This is a genomic window from Gemmatimonadaceae bacterium (assembly GCA_036504815.1).
Lineage (GTDB): Bacteria > Gemmatimonadota > Gemmatimonadetes > Gemmatimonadales > Gemmatimonadaceae > PNKL01.
On record DASXUN010000021.1, the window covers coordinates 647462 to 663172 of the forward strand.

The following is a 15711-nucleotide window of genomic DNA, read 5'->3' on the forward strand; positions in this document are numbered from 1 at the left end:
TGACTGCGCGGCCTCCGGAAGGATGCCGCGCCGGCAGGCTACGGCGCGATCCGCGTCGTCATTTCCTCCCAATCCCCCCAAACAGGAGGTCAGACATGAGGCATTTTCTGTCCCGGTTGGTGATGTCGGTGGTTCTCATCTCCGGGTTCGGCGGAATGCTCGCGGCGCAGACTACCCTTGGTACCGTCACCGGCAAGGTCCTGTCGGCCAGCGGAGAGCCCGTGGCAGGGGCGTCAGTAGCTGTCGCCGGCACGCAGTTCGGCGCCATCGCCAGGGGCGACGGCATGTATCGCATCAACCTGCGTCCCGGTCGATACGAGCTGCGCGCCCGGCTCATTGGCTACGGCTTGGCCCGGGACTCGGTGACGATTCGCGCCGGCCAGACGGTGACGATGAATTTCACGCTGACTCGGGCCGCGGCGGCACTGTCGGCGGTGGCCGTGATTGGCTCGCGATCCGAGGAGCGAACGGTTGTGGATGCTCCGGCGCCGATCGACGTCCTGCCGGCAACCGACATCTCGGCCACGGGACGCGCGGAGACGGCCCAGATGATCCAGGCGGTGGCGCCGTCATTCAATTTTCCGCGCATGAGCATCGGCGACGGCACGGATCACGTGCGTCCGGCCACGCTCCGCGGGCTGGGTGCCGACCAGGTGCTCGTGCTCATCAACGGCAAACGCCGGCACACCAGCGCGCTCGTCAACGTGAACGGATCGATCGGTCGAGGCCAAGCGGCGGTGGATCTCAATGCGATTCCCGCCTCGATGATCGAGCGCATCGAAGTGCTGCGTGACGGCGCCTCGGCCCAGTACGGCTCGGACGCGATCGCCGGCGTGATCAACATCGTGCTGAAGGCCAAGTCCCCCAATGAGGCGCAGTTCACGGCCGGCACGAACATGACGCACTTCGAGCCGGGGCGTCAAAGCCCGGCCATCCACGTGAGCAAGACCCTGTGGGACGGGAAGCTGTGGAAGGGCAACGTGACGTGGAATGCGCCGCTGCAGACGGGCTACCTGACCCTGGGCGCCGAGGCGAACCAGCATGGCTGGACCAACCGCTCGCTTCCCGACACCCGTACGCAGTATCTCAGCGGTGACCCGAGGAACTCAGATCCGGGTCATACCAACCAGATCAACCATCGCCTGGGCGACGCGGCGACGAACAACGCGACGGTCTTTGCCAACTTCGGGCGGCCATGGGATGCGGTGAACGGCGAGATCTACGCCTTCGGCGGCTATGGTTCGCGTCGCGGCGAGGCGGCCGGCTTCTGGCGGCGTGCGCTCGACGACCGAACGGTGCGCGCCATCGCCCCGAACGGGTTCCTTCCCATCATCGCATCCGAGATTGCCGACCTTTCCGGCACCGTGGGTGTCAAGGGCGACGCCAAGGGGTGGAAATACGACCTGAGCGCGGTGTACGGTGGCAACCGCTTCGGGTTCAATGTGAAGAACTCGCTCAACACCTCGATGGGCGCCCAGAGCCCGAGGTCCTTTGACGCGGGGGCGCTGGAGTTCCGCCAGTTCACCTCCAACCTGGACCTGAACCGGGAATACAATCCCGGCCGGCCCGTGCGCGTCGGCATCGGGGCGGAGTTCCGCAACGACGCGTTCGAGATCACGGCGGGCGAGCCGAATTCGTACAAGGACGGCGGCGTGAAGATCCTCGATGGCCCGAATGCCGGCAAGCAGCCGGCCATCGGTTCGCAGGTTTTCCCGGGCTTCCGTCCCAGCGACGCCGGCACGCACTCCCGCTCGAACGTCGCGGCGTACACGGACATTGAAAGCGACGTGACGGCTGGTTGGCTCCTATCTGGCGCGGCGCGCGTGGAGCACTACAGCGACTTCGGTTCGACGGCGACGGGCAAGCTGGCTACGCGCGTGAAGGTGGCGAAAGGTCTGAACCTGCGTGGCGCGGTGAGCACAGGCTTCCGGGCGCCGTCGCTGCACCAGTCATTCTTCTCCTCCACGGCCACCAACTTCATCAACGGCGTGCCCTTCGAGGTGCGCACGTTCCCGGTGAACGACCCGATTGCCCGGGTACTCGGCGCCAAGGACCTGACGCCGGAGAAGTCCACCAACCTCAGCGCGGGCTTCGCCGCCGAGCCGACGAAGAACCTGTCGTTCACGGTGGACTACTATCAGATCACCATCACCGATCGCATCGTCTTCTCCGAGAACTTCACCGGCGCGCAGGTGAACGCGTTGCTGGCGTCGAAGGGGCTGACGGGAGTGTCGGGTGGGCGTTACTTCACGAATGCCATTGACACGCGGACGCACGGCATCGACGTCGTCGTGAACTACGGACTCGATCTGGGCGGCGCGGGCACGCTGCGCGTGACGGGCGGGTACAACGGCACCAACAACGAAGTGACACGCGTGACGCCGACGCCGCCCGAGCTGTCGACGCAGTCGGAGGCGCTCTTCGGGCGCGTCGAGCGCGGCCGCATCGAAGTGGGCCAGCCGAAGAACAACATCCTCACATCGTTCGACTGGTCGCGGAAGTCGTGGAGCGCGCTGCTGCGGGCCCAGCGTTTCGGCGAAGTTGTCTCGCGCGGCACGGCGACGAACGGTTCGCTCGACAACACCTACAAGCCGACGTGGATCACCGACCTCAGCCTCAGCTGGCAGACCCCGTGGAAGGTGCGATGGTCCATCGGCGCGGACAACGTGCTCGACAAGTACCCGACGCAGAACCGGATCAACACGGACAACAACGGCATCTTCCCGTACGGCGGCATCACGCCCTTCGGCTACAACGGGCGCTTCATTTACACACGCCTGACGTACAACTGGTAGGCCGTGGCTCCAGCGACTGGCGGCCGGCACTCGCGTGGGTGCCGGCCGCCTCGTTGTTCGAGTCGGTCAGTCCGACGTCAGGCGCAGCCAGCCGTCCAGTGCCCCGTCAAGCGCCGCCTCGGCGTCCTTGAGTGCGCGCGTGAGCTCCGCGGCGCGCCGCGCGCCGGCCGCGCCGCCATCGTAGAGCGACGGGTCGTGCAACTCCGCGCGCAACGCCTCGATCCGTGCTTCCGCCTCAGCCACCGCGCGCTCAGCGCGGGCCACGGCTTCCCGCCGGTCGCGGCGTGAGGCCCGGTCCTCTTTCTGCGAGTCGGCGCTCCGTTGTGCCTGCCTGCGCTCAGCCTGGCGCCTGGTGGTGGCAGCGCGCGCCGCATCGGCCGACGACGCGACAGCGCGCGCCTGCTGCCGCTGCTCCCACTCCACGAACGTGCCGGCGAAATCCTCCACGCGCACGCCATCGAAGGCCCAGACGCGCGTGGCGAGTTCGCGCAGGAAGGCGCGATCGTGGCTGACGAGCAGCACCGTCCCCTCGTAGTCGTCGAGGGCGTCCTCGATGGACTCGATGGACTCGACGTCGAGATGATTCGTCGGCTCGTCGAGCACCAGCAGGTTGGCGCGCGAGAGCGTGATCATCGCAAGCGCGAGGCGCGAGCGTTCGCCGCCGGAGCAGACGTCGGTGCGTCGCTGCACCGTGTCGCCCGAGAAGCCGAACGCCCCCAGCAGCCCCTGGATCTGCCCTCGCGTCCAGAGCGGGCGCAGGTCGTTGATGCAGTCGTAGATGGTGGTGCCCATTGGCACCTGGGCGAGATCCTGCCGGAAATGCGCCGCCGAGATGGACCCGCCCAACCGCGCCTCACCCGCGGTGGGGCTGCGCTCGCCGAGGATCGTGCGGAGCAGCGTGGACTTCCCGGCGCCGTTGGGGCCGACGATGGCCACCACATCGCCGCGCATGGCCGTCGCGTGAAATCCCTTCACCAGCGTCCGTCCCTCGACGGCGACGTCAAGCTGGTCGCAATAGACCACCCGGTCGCCGCCGCGTTCCCGCACTTCGAGCCGGAACGCCATCGCGTCGTCCTCGCCCGGCGGCGGCGTGAGGCGCGGCAGCCGGGAGAGCAGCTTGCGCCGACCCTGCGCCTGCTTGGTGTTCTGGCCGGCGATGTTGCGGCGGATGAACTCCTCTTCCTTCGCGATGAACTTCCGCTGCTGATCCACCTGCCGTTCGAGCGCCAGCCGGCGCTCGGCGCGCTGCGTGACGAACGCCGAGTATCCGCCACGGTACGTCGTGGCCGTGCCACCCTCGATGTGGAGGACGTGATCCACGGTCTCGTCGAGGAAGGCGCGATCGTGGCTGATGATGAGCGACGTGCCGCGGCGGTCCAGCAGGTATTGCTGCAGCCACGCCGTGGTCTCGAGGTCGAGGTGGTTGGTGGGTTCGTCGAGCAGCAGGACATCCGCGGGGGCGACGAGCTGCGCCGCGAGTCCCACGCGTCCGCGTTCGCCGCCCGACAGCACCGCGAGGCGCTTGACCTTGGATTCCTCCGCATCGAAGCCCAGTCCCTGCAGCACGGCATCCACGCGAGCATGGAAATCGTAGCCGCCTTCGTGGGCGAAACGCTCCATGTCATGCCCGTAGCGATCGAGCGCCGCGGGATCGGGATCCTCCCCCATGTCGGCAAGCCGGTTTGCCTGCTCGGCGAGGGATGCCTCGCGCGCGATCAACGGCGCGAAGGGCTGCGCCGCAGCTTCCCAGACGGTGACGGCATCGCCGAAATCGCGGTGCTGGTCGAGGAGGGCCAGTCGCAGGTTGCCCGGCCGCGCCACGGCGCCGGCCGTCGGACGCTGGTCACCGGTGATCAGTCGGAAGAGTGTCGTCTTCCCCGAGCCGTTGCGCCCGATGATTCCCCAACGTTCTCCCTCCGTGACTGTAAAGGAGACATCGCGGAAGAGTGTGGTGGCGCCGAATTCGACGCGCACGCCGGTCATGGTGATCTGGGTCACATCGGGAATTTACCTCTGTGACCAAGTCAGCGCCGAGTGGGTATCGTTCATTGTTATCTTGAGGGCACGGTCCGCCACGTCCCGCCGGAACACCACCGTGGCGGTATGGTACCAATGGATGACCCGGCTCGTGCAGGCAATCTCGCGGAGCGGAGACAAACATGGTGATGCACGCGGCAGTGTCGCTGGTGCTCTCGCTGGGTCTTGGCACGCAGGCCGTCGATGATCCAGGCGTTCGCGGCGCCGGGCCGCGCTTTGAATCGGCGCGCGTCGGCGTTGATGTTCCCGTGGATGACACCGTGCGGGTGCGTCGACGCGCGGTGCGCCTGAGCGACGCGTACAAGGTGCGGCTCAAGATCCATCGATACAGCTCGTACACGATGTTGCCGATGTTCGCCTTCCAGTACGCCGCCGGCGACCAGCTGTTCAAGAAGAGCGCCGCCGCGCCGCAGTGGGCGCGCGACTACCACGGCGTCGTCGCCGGCGGCATCGCCGGCCTCTTCGCCGTGAACACGGTGACCGGCGGGATGAACTGGTGGGAGACACGCCATCAGGAAGGCGGCCGGAAATGGCGAACGACCCACGCGGCGCTGATGATGCTCGCCGAGGCGGGATTTGTGGCGACCGGCGTGCTGGCCGACGAGGCTGAGGAGTCGTTCGACAAACGCAAGCTGCACCGCACGGTGGCCATCTCCTCGATGTCCGTGGCCACCGTGTCGTACCTGATGATGCTCAAGCCCTTGCGGAGAGACTGACATGCCGCTGGTCGAGACCCTCGCCGAGTTCGCGAAGCCGTGGGCCCGGTTCTACTCCAAGTCCCACGCGACGCAGGCGGTCGTGGTGTTCACGCATCTCGCGGGCGTGCTGGGCGGTGGTGGGCTCGCCATTGCGGCGGATCGCGCGGTGTGGAAGGCACGCGCGGCGTCGGACGAGGTGCGCGCGCGGTTGCTCGCCGAGGTGTCCGCGACGCACCGCCCGGTGATCATCGGACTGGCCATGGCCGCGGTGTCCGGCGTGCTGATGCTCGCCGCCGATATCGAGACGTACCTTCCCTCGCCGGTGTTCTGGGGGAAGATGTTCGCGTTGGCGCTGTTGCTGATGAACGGCGCGTGGCTGCAGTCCATCGAGCAGAAGGCGCAGCACGCTCCCGCCACCTTCTCGTCGGCGTGGCCGCGGCTCGCCCGCGCCTCCCGATTCAGTTACGTCCTGTGGTTCGCCGTCGTGCTGGGCGGCGTGCTGTTGCTGAACGCCTGACCCCTCACGTCCCCCGATTGAAATGAGTGCCAACGACTGTTCGGGCGACTGCCCGATTGCCCGCCGCGTCTTCCTCAAGGACGTGTCCGTCTTCACCGCCGCGCTGGTTGCGTCAGGACTCGCGCCTCGCGGCGCGATGGCGGCCGTCGGCTCGGTGCGCGCCCTCTCGCGCGAACGCACCGAGGTGCGGTATCCGATTCCCGCCAAGGACGGCGTGCAGTTCGATGACAAGAACGAGGTGATCCTCGTCCGCAATGCGGGCAAGGTGTACGCCTTCTCGCTCTCCTGTCCGCACCAGAGCACGGCGCTCAAGCTTGACCCGGCCGGCTCGGGCGGCTTCTACTGCACCAAGCACGAGTCGCGCTACCGGCCGACCGGCGAGTTCATCTCGGGGCGCGCCACCCGCAACATGGATCGCCTGGTGATCCGACGCGACGGGAACAACGCCGTGGTGGACGTGGACAAGTGGTTCGAATCCGACGCGGAGCCCACGCAGTGGGCCGCCGCCGTCATCACCCTCTGACTGCGAGGCCGACGATGGCCGATCATCCCTGCGAAGGTTCTTGTCCGCTTGGACGGCGCGACTTCCTCGGCGCGGCGGCGCTGACGGCGCTGGCGCTGCTCGAGTCGGCGTGCGGTGACGGACAGATCGGGCCGAGCGGCCCCAGCGGCCCGAGTGGCGGGAATCTCGTGGTCACACTCGCGCAGTATGCGGTGCTGACGAACGTCGGCGGTGTCGCCCGTGTGGACGGTGGAAGCGGCACGCCGGTGGCGCTGGTGCGCACGGGTGCGCAGTCGTTCACGGCCCTCTCGCTGGTCTGTCCGCACGAGCACGCCACGGTAAACGTCAACGGTGGCGGCTTCCTGTGCCCCAACCACGGCGCTCGCTTCTCGGGCACCGGCGTCTGGCAGGGCGGGCAGCCGACGACGAACATGCGGAGCCTGCCGGCCAGCTATGACGCGGTGGCGGGGACGGTCACTATTACACGCTAGGTGCACCGGCACGGGCAGGGTGGGGTGCAGGGGCACGGGCACAGTGGAGTGCACGGTGCTTGGGACAGACGGGATTAGGGGGCGAGCCGATTAATCGGCCCGCCCCCTTCACCGTGCACCACACCGTGCCTGTGCCTCTGCAGCCTAGGCTATCCTAGCGGTACTTCCGGCGCGAGCTGCCCACTCTCCAGCGCGCGCTCCGCCACGGCCTTCTGCCGCTCGTCCTGGTTGCGCGATAGGCCGCGCACCGACCGACGGGCGCGGCGCATGGCCGAGCCGACGAACAACTTGGCGCAATCGAGATCGGGCGCGGCCTTCGCCTGGTCGCCACCGGCTGCCTCGAGCGCCGCCGTCGCGCGCGAGAGCGCACAGACCGCCAGATAGATGTCGATGGCCGCGTTGGCGAGCCGTTCCTGATGAAACTGCTTCTCAATGATCTTCTTGCCTTCGCTCGTCAGCAGCGACTCGACGCCCGTGGCCAGCGCGTGAATGACGTCGGTCACCAGCTCGGCCTCGTCACGCAACGCCGGGTGCACCTTGGTGAACTCGGGCTTCGTCAACTGTCGCACGGCGCGGCCGGCGATGTACCCGCTGATGGCGCCGAGGGAGCGCAGCGGATCCTTGAAGGCCTTGCCGATCTCCTTGAGCCGTTCGCCCGGCTGCTGCAGCGCGCTCAGCGCGATGAGCGCGCGCAGGATCTCGTTGGTCCCCTCGAAGATCATGTTGATGCGCGCGTCGCGCACGAACTGCTCGTACGGATACTCCTTGGAATACCCGATGCCGCCCGCGATCTGCATTGCCTCGTGCGCCGTGCGGTTGGAGAGTTCAGAGGCGAAGATCTTGCAGCAGGCGGTTTCGAGCGAGAAGTCCACGCCGCCGCGGTCGACCATCGCCGACGTCACCATCCACGCGGCGTCCATCGCGTAACAGTCGGCCGCGGCCGCCGCGAACTTGCGCTGGATCATCTCGAACGACCCGATGGGGCGCCCGAACTGCTCGCGCTGCCTGGCATATTCGAGCGCGTGGCGCATCATCTCGCGCGTCCCGCGCGACGAACCAGCGGCGAGGCCGAGGCGCCCGGAATTCAGGATCTCCAGCGCAATCTTGAAGCCGGCTCCCACATCGCCCAGCCGGTCGTCGACCGGGACCTTCACGTCCTCGAAGGTGAACGTGCGCGTGTCCGACGCCTTGATTCCCATCTTCTGTTCGGGCTGGCCCATCGAGACGCCCGGTGCGTGCGCGTCCACGATGAACGCCGTCACGCGCTGCTTCTGCTTGCCGTCCACTTCCACCGGCACCTTGGCGAAGACGGTGAGGAGCCCCGCGTAGCCGGCGTTGGAGATCCAGATCTTGGTGCCGTTGAGCACGTAGTGCGTGCCGTCCGCGCTTGGAATGGCCGTCGAGAGCATCGCCTGCGCGTCCGATCCCGAGCCCGGCTCGGTGAGGCAGAAGGCGGCGATCAGCTCGCCGCTTGCGCACTTGGGGAGATACTTCTGCTTCTGCTCTTCCGTGCCGAAGAGCGTGATCCCCTTGCAGCCGATGGACTGATGGGCGCCGAAGTAGACGGCCAGCGCCGCATCGGTGGCGCCGACTTCGCCGAACACGCGGTTGAAGACCATCGCGCTCGCCCCGAAGCCGCCGTACTCCTCGGGGATATTGAGGCCCATCAGGCCGAGTTCGGCCATGCCGGCGCGCGTCGCGTCGGTGAACTTTCCGTCGTGGTCGTGCTGGCGTGCGTCGACGGTCTCCTTGGCCCAGCCGCGGAACGAATCGAGGATCGCGGCGGCTGCCTCGCGATCGGACTCCGACGGCACGGGGAACGGAAAGACCAGATCCTCGCGGATCTCGCCGGAGAAGACGGCCTTGGTGAATGACGGATTCTTGTCGGGATCAGCCAGATGCGGAGTCTTGGACACGATAGGTTCCTGGCGCAGGCGCAATGCCGCGGTGGAGTATCTGGGCGCATGGAGGCAGGGCGTCCATGCATCCCTTTAACCTACACGGTCCCGCGCCCGGCGGTTACCGCGTCGGTTGTTTCTCCTGAAACTCCGTCCACGGTCCGATGGACTTCCGGTACAGCAGCTCGTCGTGCCCGGCGACCAGGAAGTTCTTGAGCGTGCCGACGAACTCGAAGCCGAGCCGTTCATAGAGCCGGCGCGCGCCGGGGTTGAACGACGAGACGCACAGGAAGACGTTCGGCGACTCGCGATGAATGCGTTCCTCGGCGAACGCCACGAGCTGGGTGCCCATGCCGGTGCCACGCGCCGACGCGGCCACGCAAACGGAGGTGATGTACCCCGGAAACTGCCCCTTCATGGTCAGCAGGATGAACCCGGCCACCTCCGTGCCGTCGCGCGCCACATACAGCTCGCGAGCGGGGTCCGACACGGCGGTGAGACAGCGGTCGTAGCTGCGACCGAGCGTGATCCACGGGTCCGATTCGCACATCATGCGCGCGCAGGCGGCGCGGTCGGCGTCGTCGCGGGCGGGTTCGATGATTATGGGCATTCGCCGGGCTCGCTTGAGTGACTGCTCAAGTCTAATCCTCCAGGCCGGGCTGGACGACGAACTGCTCCGTGTTCATCCGTGATTTCCGTGCAATCCGTGGTATCAGTCGTCGTAAAACCCGCGCTCCCCACTACCATAGAGAAGCACACGAGAACCTGTCGAAACCTCAGCCACGACGGTACGTTTTCGCGGTTACCCAACCCACCGAATCGACCCATGACCCGCCTCCTCGCATTCGCGCGACGCACCGCCCCGGTCGGCGTCCTGCTCATGGCTTCCTGCGCCTCGATGCACTTCCCGTTCCAGGGGGGCGGCTGGAAGCCCCTGTTCGACGGCACCTCCCTCTCCGCCTGGCGCGGCTATCACAGCCAGGAAATGCCCAAGGGGTGGAGCATCGAGAACGGCGTGCTCGTGAAGAAGGGGACCGCGGGCGACATCATGACGCGCGACATCTTTGGCGACTTCGAGCTCGAGATGGAGTGGAAGCTCGAGAAGGGCGGCAACGCCGGCGTCTTCTACCGGGCCACCGAGGAGTACGACAAGATCTACTGGAGCGGCACCGAGTATCAGCTGCTCGACGATGCCAACGCGCCGGATGGACGCACCCGGTTGACCTCCGCCGGCGCGGCCTACGGCCTCTATCCCGCGGCCGAAGGGGCGCTCAAGCCGGCCGGCGAGTGGCAGAAGACGCGCATCGTGATGAAGAAGAACCACGTCGAGCACTGGCTCAACGGCACCAAGGTGACCGAGTACGAGCTGTGGAGCGACGACTGGAAGGCCAAGGTGAAGAAGTCGAAGTTCTCGCGGTACCCGAACTACGGACTCGCCAAGCGCGGCGCGATCGGCATCCAGGGCGACCACAACGGCGCGCTCTCGCTCCGCAACATCCGCATCCGCCCGCTCGACTGACCCCGGCGTTCCACCCGCCACGGAGCCTCGATGAACGCGACGCGCCTGAAACTGATGACGATGATGTTCCTCCAGTACTTCATCTGGGGGGTCTGGTTCGTGACGATGGGCACCTACCTCGGTGCCACGCTCAAGTTCTCGGGGACGCAGATCGGCTCGGCGTACGGCGCCACCGCCATCGCCGCGCTCGTCTCGCCGTTCTTCGTCGGGATGATCGCCGACCGCTTCTTCTCGTCGGAGAAGCTGCTCGCCATCCTGCACCTCGCCGGCGCGGCGTTCATGTGGATGGCGTCGTCGCAGACGACCTTCGCCACGTTCTATCCGCTGCTCATCGGCTACGCGCTCTGCTACATGCCGACGCTGTCGCTGACCAACAGCATCTCGTTCCACCACGTGAAGGATCCGGGGCGCGAGTTCCCGGCCATCCGCGTGCTCGGCACCATCGGCTGGATCGTGGCGGGCATCATCGTGGGGCGCGTTCTCAAGGCCGATGCGCAGGCGCTGCCAATGCAGCTCGCGGCGTATGCCTCGGTGGCGATGGCGGCGTTCGCGCTCATCCTGCCGCACACCCCGCCCAAGGCCGCGGGCACGCCGTTCAACTGGCACGACGCCATCGGCTTCGACGCGCTCCAGCTGCTCAAGCAGTGGGACTTCGCGCTCTTCGTCATCGGCTCGTTCCTGCTCTGCGTGCCGCTGCAGTTCTATTACACCTTCGCCAACCTCTTCCTCAACGAGATCGGCGCCCCCGAGCCGGCGTTCATCCAGACGTTCGGCCAGATGAGCGAGATCTTCTTCATGCTCCTCCTGCCGTTCTTCCTGCGGAAGGCGGGGATCAAGTGGATCATGGTGGGCGGCATGGCGGCGTGGGCGCTGCGCTACTTCGCCTTCGCGCACGGCAACGCCGGCGCCGGCATGTGGATGATCTACGCCGGCATCCTCCTGCACGGCGTGTGCTACGACTTCTTCTTCGTCGCCGGACAGATCTACACCGACGAGCGCGCCGGCGAGAAGATCCGCGGCGCCGCCCAGGGACTCATCAACTTCGTGACCAACGGGGTGGGGTATTACCTCGGGGCGTCGGTGAGCGGCGCGGTCGCCGACCGCTACACGATTCCCGCCACGCAGGCGGGGGCCGCCGTGACCCACAACTGGTCGGCCATCTGGATGCACCCGGCCATCGCCGCCGCCGTGGTGATGGTGCTGTTCGCCCTCCTGTTCCGTCCCAAGGAAACCCCGGCTGTGCCGGCCGCCAACTGAGGAGAATCACGATGACGACCAAGGATCCCGCTTCCGCCCCCAACGCCCCCGCGGAGAGCCCGAGCGTCTCGCGCCGCGAGTTCGTGGAGAAGACCTCGATGGCTGGCATGGCGTTCACCATCGTCAAGCCGCACGTCCTCGGCGCGCAGGGCGGACGCTACGTGGCGCCCAGCGACAAGCTGAACGTCGCCTGCATTGGCGTGGGCGGGATGGGCGGCAGCGACGTGCGCGGCTTTGCCGCGCAGGCCGACTGCAACATCTACGCGCTGTGCGACGTGGATGACGTGAGCGCCGAACGGAGCTACCGCACCCAGCCGCAGGCCAAGAAGTACAAGGACTACCGCGAACTGATCGACCGCGAGCACAAGAACATCGATGTGATCACGGTCTCGACGCCTGACCACCATCACGCCGCGGCGTCGCTGCTCGCGCTGCGCGCCGGCAAGCACGTCTACTGCCAGAAGCCGCTGGCGCGGACGGTGGCCGAGGTGCGCGCCATGAAGGCCGAAGCGGCCAAGCGCCCGAAGCAGGCGACGCAGATGGGGAACCAGGGCCACGCCGCCGAGGGGATTCGCGTCCTGCGCGAGTGGATCGAGGCCGACCTCATCGGCAAGGTCGAGTCGGTGGACTTTTACACCAACCGCCCCATCTGGCCGCAGGGGATCAAACGCCCCTCGGAGGCGCACAACGTGCCGCCGACGCTCGACTGGGAGCTGTGGCTTGGACCGGCGGCGTTCCGGCCGTACCACCCGGCGTATGCGCCGTTCAACTGGCGCGGCTGGTGGGATTTCGGCACGGGCGCGATGGGCGACATGGCCTGCCACATCATGGACTGCGCCGTCTGGATCCTCGGCCTCAAGTTCCCCGGTCGCGTGATTCCCGAGACGTCGCAGCTCTTCCCCGAGACGGCGCCCAAGATGAGCCGCATCACGTACGAGTTCCCGGTGGCCGGGACGATGAATGCGGTCGGCAAGAACGGCGTGCTCACCTGCACGTGGCGCGACGGCGGCATCCTCCCCGCGAAGCCGGCAGGAATCACGGCCATCGACAACTGGCCGCTGTGGGACGACGGCTTCCAGCTCTGGAAGGGCGAGAAGGGCATGGCCATCGCCGGCACGTACGGCGAGAACCCGCGCCTGCTCGACGCCGATCTCGACAAGCAGCTCAAGGCGAACCCGCTGCCGCCGAAGTACCCGCGCACCAAGGGCGTCTACGGCGAGTTCATCGAGGCCATCAAGGGCGGGACGCAGCCCGGTTCGAACATCGCCGGCCACGCCGGGCCACTCACCGAGATGATCGTGCTCGGCAACCTGGCCGTGCGCGCCGGACGCGCCATCGAGCTCAACCCGACGACGGGCGAACTGCTCACGAAGGGAGTTCCGGACGAATGGATCTCGACGCCGTATCGGGCGGGGTACAGCCTCTGATGCGACGGCCGGGCTTCGTTCTGGCGGCTGGCGTCTGTGCCCTGATGGCCGTCGCATCAGGGGGTGCAGGGGCACAGTCACGGTGTGGTGCAGGGGCACAGGCACCGTGTGGTGCAGAGGCACGGGCACAGAAGGCGACCGCCGGCCCGACGAACCAGCATGTGCAAGACAAGCCCGCCGTCTACACGCCCGACGCGAAGCTGCTCATCGCCGAGCGCGGCAGCGAAATGCGCGGCGTGGTGGAACGGTACACCGCCGACCGCATGGTGCTGCAGCGCCGCTACCCGCAGCAGTATTCGCCGGCGCAACGCGAGGTCTTCGGCAAGTTCTACGATGCGTGGCTTGGACAGCTGAAGGCCATCGACTTCAATGCGCTGAGTCACGACGCCAGGGCCGATCACATCCTGCTGCGCAACTCCGTCGAGGAGGCGCAGGACGAACTGAAGCGTGACACCAAGGTCTATGCCGACCTCGCCGCGCTGCTGCCGTTTGGCGATTCGGTCTTCGCGCTCGAGGACGCGCGCCGCCGCATGGAAGCGGTGGACGGCCCCCGCGCGGCGCGCACGCTCGCGTACATCGGCGCGACGGTAAATGCGCTGCGCACGAAGATCGAGAACCCGCCCAAGGGCGACTCCTCGGCGGTGAAGATCAGCAAGGTGGCGGCGTATCGGGCCGCCGAGGTGACTGCGGCGCTGCGGACGACGCTGCGGAGCTGGCACCAGTTCTACAATGGGTATGACCCGCTCTTCTCGTGGTGGACCGGCGCGCCCCACCGCAGCGCCGACTCGGCGCTCACCAACTACCAGCGCGTGCTGCGCGAGAAGATCGTCGGCTGGAAGCGCGGCGATGACGAGCCCATTGTCGGCTTGCCCATCGGCCGGGCCGCCATCGAGACCAGCATTCATCACGAGCTGCTGCCGTACTCGCCCGAGGAGTTGATTGCCATCGCCCAGAAGGAGCTCGACTGGGGCGAAAGCGAGATGAAGAAGGCGGCGCGCGCGATGGGGTTCGGCGACGACTGGAAGGCGGCGATGGAGAAGGTGAAGCAGAGCTACGTGCCGCCGGGTGAGCAGGTGACCATGGTGCGCGACCTCGAGTTCGACGCGGTGAAGTGGCTCAACGCGCACGACATGGTCACCATCCCGCCGCTGGCGCAGGATGTGTGGCGCATCGAGATGATCTCGCCGGAGCGGCAGAAGACGTCGCCGTTCTTCCTGGGCGGCGAGGTGTTCCAGGTGGCGTATCCCACCGACAGCATGCCGGACGACGACAAGCTAATGGCGATGCGCGGCAACAATCCGCACTTCTCGCACGCGACGGCGTTCCACGAGATGATCCCCGGCCACCACATGCAGGGGTTCATGACGTCGCGGTACTACCCGTACCGCCGCGAGTTCGCCACGCCGTTCTGGAGCGAGGGAGGCGCGTTCTACTGGGAAACGATCCTCTGGGACAACGGCTTCCACGCGAGTCCCGAGGACCGCATCGGGGCGCTCTTCTGGCGCATGCACCGCGCGGCGCGGATCATCTTCTCGCTCAATTTCCACCTCGGCAACTGGACGCCCCAGCAGTGCATTGATTTCCTCGTGGACCGCGTGGGGCACGAGCGCGCCAATGCCACGGCCGAGGTGCGCCGGTCATTCAACGGATCGTACGGGCCGCTGTACCAGGTGGCGTACATGATGGGCGGGCTGCAGTTCCGCGCGCTCCATCACGAGGTCGTGGACGGCGGCAAGATGACCAACCGCCAGTTCCACGATTTCATCTACACGCACGGCACCATGCCGGTGGAGATGGTGCGGGCGCTCATGCTGAACCAGCCGTTGTCGCGGGATTTCACGACGCAGTGGAAGTTCGCGGCAACCCTTCCGCCCTCCGGAGGCAGGTAAGACCATGTCGGTGCGCGTTGAAGCGGCGGTGGATTCGTTTGCCGGTGCCATGGCGGCGCAGCAGGCCGGCGTGCACCGCATCGAGCTGTGCGGCCCGCTGGTGGACGGCGGCACGACGCCCAGCGCCGGGCTCATTGCACGATGCCTCGAGCGGCTGCTCGTCTCGGTGCACGTGCTGGTGCGTCCGCGCGCCGGCGACTTCGTGTACACGGACGACGAGTTCGAGATCATGAAGCGTGACATCGCTGTGGCCAAGGAACTCGGCGCCGACGGCGTGGTGGTGGGGATCCTCACGCCGGACGGCGAAGTGGACGCGGCGCGGCTCGCCGAGCTGCACGCCATCGCGAGCCCCATGCGCGTGGGCTTCCACCGCGCGTTCGACGCGGTGAAGGACCAGGACGAGGCGCTCGAGCTGCTGGTGTCGCTGCAGTTCGACTGCATCCTGACGAGCGGCGGGGCGAAGACGGCGGCCGAGGGCGCCCAGAACCTGAAGCGCCTGGTGGAGCGCGCCGGCGATCGCATCAACGTCATCGCGGGCGGCAAGGTGACGCCGGCCAACGTCGCGGCGCTGGTGGAGGCGACCGGCGTGCGGATGGTGCACGGGCGAGAGTACGCGGGAATGGTGAAGGCGGTGGAGGGGGTGTAAACGCACTCGCTTCGTGCAATGAGAACGGCGCCTCT

13 protein-coding genes are annotated in these 15711 nt (G+C 67.1%); 10 read left to right on the plus strand and 3 right to left on the minus strand.

The genetic code is table 11. From position 1 onward, the window contains the following. Window positions 1-95: 95 nt before the first annotated feature. Entirely contained in the window at window positions 96-2795 is a 2700-nt protein-coding gene (locus VGJ96_12480; GenBank protein HEY3287926.1) for a TonB-dependent receptor, read from the plus strand. Window positions 2796-2861: 66 nt separating this feature from the next. Here VGJ96_12480 and VGJ96_12485 read toward each other — a convergent pair whose 3' ends face one another. Then, window positions 2862-4793, minus strand: a complete 1932-nt coding sequence (locus tag VGJ96_12485; protein HEY3287927.1) for an ABC-F family ATP-binding cassette domain-containing protein — start codon at window positions 4791-4793, stop codon at window positions 2862-2864. A 161-nt stretch (window positions 4794-4954) separates the two neighbouring features. Between VGJ96_12485 and VGJ96_12490 the strand changes: the two genes are divergently transcribed. Genes VGJ96_12490 through VGJ96_12505 form a run of 4 tightly spaced genes read left to right on the plus strand, consistent with a single transcriptional unit; the run spans window position 4955 to window position 7040 of the window. Further along, complete coding sequence (locus VGJ96_12490; protein ID HEY3287928.1) at window positions 4955-5548, plus strand: hypothetical protein; 594 nt, start codon at window positions 4955-4957, stop codon at window positions 5546-5548. A gap of 1 nt (window position 5549) precedes the next feature. Further along, a complete protein-coding gene (locus tag VGJ96_12495) occupies window positions 5550-6047 on the plus strand; it encodes a hypothetical protein (protein HEY3287929.1) in 498 nt (165 codons plus the stop codon). Window positions 6048-6069: 22 nt separating this feature from the next. Then, window positions 6070-6570 carry a Rieske (2Fe-2S) protein gene (locus VGJ96_12500; GenBank protein HEY3287930.1) on the plus strand — a complete coding sequence of 167 codons (501 nt, stop codon included), beginning with the start codon at window positions 6070-6072 and terminating at the stop codon, window positions 6568-6570. A 14-nt stretch (window positions 6571-6584) separates the two neighbouring features. Continuing rightward, window positions 6585-7040: a Rieske 2Fe-2S domain-containing protein gene (locus VGJ96_12505; GenBank protein ID HEY3287931.1), complete on the plus strand. Its 456-nt coding sequence runs from the start codon at window positions 6585-6587 to the stop codon at window positions 7038-7040. Window positions 7041-7189: 149 nt separating this feature from the next. Here VGJ96_12505 and VGJ96_12510 read toward each other — a convergent pair whose 3' ends face one another. Further along, window positions 7190-8956 carry an acyl-CoA dehydrogenase family protein gene (locus tag VGJ96_12510; protein ID HEY3287932.1) on the minus strand — a complete coding sequence of 589 codons (1767 nt, stop codon included), beginning with the start codon at window positions 8954-8956 and terminating at the stop codon, window positions 7190-7192. 103 nt (window positions 8957-9059) lie between these two features. Then, window positions 9060-9548, minus strand: coding sequence for a GNAT family N-acetyltransferase (locus VGJ96_12515; GenBank protein HEY3287933.1), 489 nt, complete (start codon window positions 9546-9548; stop codon window positions 9060-9062). 216 nt (window positions 9549-9764) lie between these two features. On the opposite strand from VGJ96_12515, the gene VGJ96_12520 reads away from it, so the two are divergent. From VGJ96_12520 to VGJ96_12540, 5 genes are all read left to right on the plus strand, one after another. After that, window positions 9765-10457 carry a DUF1080 domain-containing protein gene (locus tag VGJ96_12520; protein HEY3287934.1) on the plus strand — a complete coding sequence of 231 codons (693 nt, stop codon included), beginning with the start codon at window positions 9765-9767 and terminating at the stop codon, window positions 10455-10457. Window positions 10458-10487: 30 nt separating this feature from the next. Continuing rightward, window positions 10488-11714, plus strand: a complete 1227-nt coding sequence (locus VGJ96_12525; GenBank protein HEY3287935.1) for a nucleoside permease — start codon at window positions 10488-10490, stop codon at window positions 11712-11714. 11 nt (window positions 11715-11725) lie between these two features. Beyond that, entirely contained in the window at window positions 11726-13141 is a 1416-nt protein-coding gene (locus tag VGJ96_12530; GenBank protein HEY3287936.1) for a Gfo/Idh/MocA family oxidoreductase, read from the plus strand. Window positions 13142-13302: 161 nt separating this feature from the next. Then, the gene (locus VGJ96_12535) at window positions 13303-15030 is read left to right on the plus strand and encodes a DUF885 family protein (GenBank protein ID HEY3287937.1); all 1728 of its coding nucleotides are present in this window, start codon (window positions 13303-13305) and stop codon (window positions 15028-15030) included. A 4-nt stretch (window positions 15031-15034) separates the two neighbouring features. After that, window positions 15035-15676 carry a copper homeostasis protein CutC gene (locus tag VGJ96_12540; protein ID HEY3287938.1) on the plus strand — a complete coding sequence of 214 codons (642 nt, stop codon included), beginning with the start codon at window positions 15035-15037 and terminating at the stop codon, window positions 15674-15676. Window positions 15677-15711 lie beyond the last annotated feature (35 nt).

Bases quoted from the DNA above. Each gene is read 5' to 3' on its own strand.
- VGJ96_12480 (HEY3287926.1), top strand. From the start codon at position 96: ATGAGGCATTTTCTGTCCCGGTTGGTGATGTCGGTGGTTCTCATCTCC.
- VGJ96_12490 (HEY3287928.1), top strand. From the start codon at position 4,955: ATGGTGATGCACGCGGCAGTGTCGCTGGTGCTCTCGCTGGGTCTTGGC.
- VGJ96_12495 (HEY3287929.1), top strand. From the start codon at position 5,550: ATGCCGCTGGTCGAGACCCTCGCCGAGTTCGCGAAGCCGTGGGCCCGG.
- VGJ96_12500 (HEY3287930.1), top strand. From the start codon at position 6,070: ATGAGTGCCAACGACTGTTCGGGCGACTGCCCGATTGCCCGCCGCGTC.
- VGJ96_12505 (HEY3287931.1), top strand. From the start codon at position 6,585: ATGGCCGATCATCCCTGCGAAGGTTCTTGTCCGCTTGGACGGCGCGAC.
- VGJ96_12515 (HEY3287933.1), bottom strand. From the start codon at position 9,548: ATGCCCATAATCATCGAACCCGCCCGCGACGACGCCGACCGCGCCGCC.
- VGJ96_12520 (HEY3287934.1), top strand. From the start codon at position 9,765: ATGACCCGCCTCCTCGCATTCGCGCGACGCACCGCCCCGGTCGGCGTC.
- VGJ96_12525 (HEY3287935.1), top strand. From the start codon at position 10,488: ATGAACGCGACGCGCCTGAAACTGATGACGATGATGTTCCTCCAGTAC.
- VGJ96_12530 (HEY3287936.1), top strand. From the start codon at position 11,726: ATGACGACCAAGGATCCCGCTTCCGCCCCCAACGCCCCCGCGGAGAGC.
- VGJ96_12540 (HEY3287938.1), top strand. From the start codon at position 15,035: ATGTCGGTGCGCGTTGAAGCGGCGGTGGATTCGTTTGCCGGTGCCATG.